Here is a 2,444-nt window from a genome sequence, read left to right on the forward strand (position 1 = left end):
CCGGCGGGCGAGGCGGCGGCGCCTGCCTTTGACCGCGATCTTCTTCGGTGTGACGCTGCTCGCAGCCGTCGGCATCGGCCTTTATTTCGCCAACCAGACCGGCGTCTTCAAATCGGCGACCGAGCTCGACACGGCGCCGCCGGAAGCGCCGCCAACGGTCGATGGCGATGATTTCACGCCGGACGACACCGCTTCGCCGCCGAAGCAGGGCGAGCAGGACCAGGCGCGCGACTGGATCAACGTGTTTTCGCCGGGTGACCCGACGCAGGTCAATGCACCGTCTGACGCCAAGGCCGACGTTATCCAGGACGAAAGCGGTTCCTTCCTGCGCATCCGCTCGGGTGCATCCGGTTCGGCCATCAGCTTCGACGTCGGGCAGGGCGTGCTGGAAAAACTCGCCGGCAAGCATGCCACATTCGACATCATCGCGCGCTCCGAGGAGGGCCAGGAGACGCAGATTTCCGTCGACTGCAATTTCGGCGAACTCGGCGACTGCGGCCGCAAGCGCTATGCGGTCGGTCGCGAGCGCAATGAATATCTGTTCGACGTGCGCTTTCCCGACAAGCATCCGGGCGCTGCCGGCACCATCGCCATCAATTCCGACTTCGACAAGCAGGGCAAGTCGGTCGACATCTATGAGATCCGCGTTTCAGTCGTTCCCTAAAGCACGTCGCGTTCGGACCGGCCTCATGCGACGCACTTTAGGTTCTTGTTTTGATGCATGTCGTTACCGCAAAACCGCTGCACACTTTTTGCGCGACATGCGTTAACTATCGAGCAGCGCCTGCAGCGTCTCGATCCGGTCGGCTTCGGCCGCCGGCTTGTCCCAGCGCAGCCGCGAAATGCGCGGGAAGCGCATGGCAACGCCGGATTTGTGCCGCGTCGAGCGGTTGAGGCCTTCGAACGCTACCTCGAGCACCAGCCCGTTCCTGCGGTCGGCCCGTACCGAGCGCACCGGGCCAAAGCGCTCGATCGTGTTGTCGCGGACATATTTGTCGATCTGCCTCAATTCCTCGTCGGTGAAGCCGAAATAGGCTTTTCCCACCGGCACCAGCTCCTCCGATCCTTCCGGCCCGGACCAGACGCCGAATGTGTAGTCGGAATAGAAGCTCGAGCGCTTGCCGTGGCCGCGCTGGGCATACATCAGCACGGCGTCGACCGTGTGCGGATCGCGCTTCCATTTGAACCACGGGCCCTTCGGCCGCCCGGCCACATAGGGCGAATCCCAGCGCTTCAGCATGACGCCTTCGATGACCGGATGCAGCGGCTTGCGGCGCAATTCCTCCAGCGCCTGCCAGTTGGTGAATTCGACCAGCGGCGACAGATCGAAGCGGCTCGGATCGAGTGTCCTCACAAAAGCCTCGAGCCGGCCGCGCCGTTCGCGGAAGGGAAGTCCGCGCACATCCTCGTCACCGATCTGCAGCGCATCGTAGCAGCGCATGAAGGCCGGGTATTGCTGCTGGATCTTGGGTGGCACGCTCTTGCGGTTCAGTCGCTGCTGCAGGTCCGAGAACGTGCCCGTCGCCTGCCTGGGGTCTCCCACCAGAAGCTCGCCGTCGAGGGCACCTGAAAAATCCATCGCCTCGGCCAAGTCCGGAAAGGCGCCCGAGACATCGTCACCGGTGCGCGAATAGAGCCGGCGAATGCCGCCTTCGCAAACCGCCTGGACGCGGATGCCGTCCCATTTCCATTCGGCCGCGTAGTCGGCCGGGTCGAGCTTTTCGAGGTCGCCGTCACCGACGGCATTCGACAGCATCACCGGCCTGAACAGCGCCAGCGCCGTCTTCCTGGGTTTTTCCGCTCTGCCCTCGAGCCAGGCGAACAGCGCCGTATAAGGCGGCGTCAGGCCGTGCCAGAGTTCCTCGATCTCGCCGACATCGATCTTGCCGAAATCGGCCAGCGCCTGCTTGGCCAGCCGCGCCGAGACGCCGATGCGCAGGCCGCCGGTGACCAGCTTTATGATGGCAAAGCGCGCCGACGAGCTGGCGCTGTCGAGCAGCCGGGCCAGCACCTGCGGCCCGTCGGAGCGGCTCGCCGCCTGCAGCTTCGCCACCACCTCGGCCAGCGTCGGCTCGTGGTTGGCAATGTCGGCCGGCGCTTGCGGCCAGACCAGCGATATGGTCTCGGCCAGGTCGCCGACATAGTCGTAGGAATAGCCGAACAGCACCGGATCCATGCGCTCGATCACCAGCGTGCGCAGCATCGCCGGCTTGACCGCGGCAATGGACAGATCGCCGGTGATGGCCGCCAGCGCCAGCCCGCGGTCCGGATCCTCGACGCTGCGGAAATAATCGGTCAAAAGCGTCAGCTTGCCGTTGCGCGACGGCGTCAGCACCAGCCGGTCGAGAAGCTCGGCGAAGCGGTTCATGGGAGGGGCGCCAATGGGCCAGCCTCGCGTTCTGCCGCGCCCCCCTCTGTCCTGCCGGACATCTCCCCCTCAAGGG

At 64.9% G+C, this 2,444-nt stretch carries 1 protein-coding gene and 1 pseudogene; one reads left to right on the forward strand and one right to left on the reverse strand.

What is annotated here, in order from left to right:
- Window positions 1–664, forward strand: a pseudogene (locus tag E5W70_RS31910) (hypothetical protein); the annotation flags it as partial.
- A 102-nt stretch (window positions 665–766) separates the two neighbouring features.
- On the opposite strand, the gene E5W70_RS31915 reads toward E5W70_RS31910, so the two are convergent.
- Window positions 767–2,368 (reverse strand): cisplatin damage response ATP-dependent DNA ligase, encoded by a 1,602-nt coding sequence (locus tag E5W70_RS31915; protein ID WP_292665289.1) that lies wholly within the window; start codon window positions 2,366–2,368, stop codon window positions 767–769.
- Window positions 2,369–2,444: the final 76 nt, after the last annotated feature.

Origin of the sequence: Mesorhizobium sp., from assembly GCF_005063415.1 — a bacterium.
Classification (GTDB): Bacteria; Pseudomonadota; Alphaproteobacteria; order Rhizobiales; family Rhizobiaceae; genus Mesorhizobium.

Bases quoted from the DNA above. Each gene is read 5' to 3' on its own strand.
- E5W70_RS31915 (WP_292665289.1), bottom strand. From the start codon at position 2,368: ATGAACCGCTTCGCCGAGCTTCTCGACCGGCTGGTGCTGACGCCGTCG.